Origin of the sequence: Pseudomonas sp. O230 (assembly GCF_045447035.1) — a bacterium.
Taxonomy (GTDB): domain Bacteria; phylum Pseudomonadota; class Gammaproteobacteria; order Pseudomonadales; family Pseudomonadaceae; genus Aquipseudomonas.
Genome location: NZ_JBJGXN010000029.1, coordinates 1 through 842, shown reverse-complemented (window position 1 = coordinate 842; position 842 = coordinate 1). Strand labels below are relative to the sequence as shown.

The window sequence follows — 842 nt, the reverse complement described above, 5'->3', positions numbered from 1 at the left end:
AGGTTTCAACTGTGGTGGCGGCACCACGGCGATGGCGTTATGGGAGTGCATGCGCAGTTACATGGAGATTGGTCCGGAGGCTGTTGAGGATCAGACGGCACGTTTCGACAGGTCTAAAGGAATATGGGCGACTTACCTGGACGATCTTGTAAAAGCCGCAAAATTGCGAGGCTGGCCTTTAACCATCCTTTGGGAAGGTTTCTGCGGGATCTTCATTTTCAACACGCTGCTGATCGACGTCCTTGAACGCTGGAAACTGAATCCGCCGCCAGACTTGCCCTATCCCGACATCATCGAATGGTCAAAACCCTTGCCCCAGGAACAGTGGGCCAAACGCTCCCCGGAACTAGAAGCCGCCATTGCCAAACGAGAGGCTGAACTCGCCACGCAGGCAGAGCGAGAGTCGGCTTGACGACAAACACTCAAGGCTGTCGCGACCTGATCAAAAGTCGCCCATTCAACCACTACAAAGCACCGCGTCCGCGGCGAGACATGACACCTCATTGGTTGTCCAGCAGCGCCTGTCAGTGGATACCGTACAAGGAAGGTCAGGGCCTACGCCTTAGTGGTCCCTTCAACACGCTAAAGAGCGTATTGGGCACCACACCCAGCACTGTTTCCCTTCGTTTGCGTTATCGCACGCCTTTGACCGCGATGCTCGGGGCTAGCACCTTTATTGGCGGCGAACGAGGGCTCGCCTTTACCCTCAATCACGACACCGGCGTGATAGCGCTATGGGCGGGCCCGACGCCTGAGCTGGACCGTGTACCGAATTACCCGCTGGGCGAGGACCACCCTGGGGCCATTTACCTGCAACCCAAGGACAAACGATGAGCACGCCA

Annotated in this window: 1 protein-coding gene and 1 pseudogene; both read left to right on the top strand. The window is 57.0% G+C overall.

Translation table 11 applies throughout. From position 1 onward, the window contains the following. A pseudogene (locus ACI77H_RS30020) lies at positions 1–412 on the top strand (hypothetical protein); the annotation flags it as partial. A gap of 80 nt (positions 413–492) precedes the next feature. Next, entirely contained in the window at positions 493–834 is a 342-nt protein-coding gene (locus ACI77H_RS30015) for a hypothetical protein (RefSeq protein ID WP_407015546.1), read from the top strand. The last annotated feature ends 8 nt before the right edge of the window (positions 835–842 follow it).

Coding starts and splice junctions, on each gene's coding strand:
- ACI77H_RS30015 (WP_407015546.1), top strand. CDS start 493: ATGACACCTCATTGGTTGTCCAGCAGCGCCTGTCAGTGGATACCGTAC.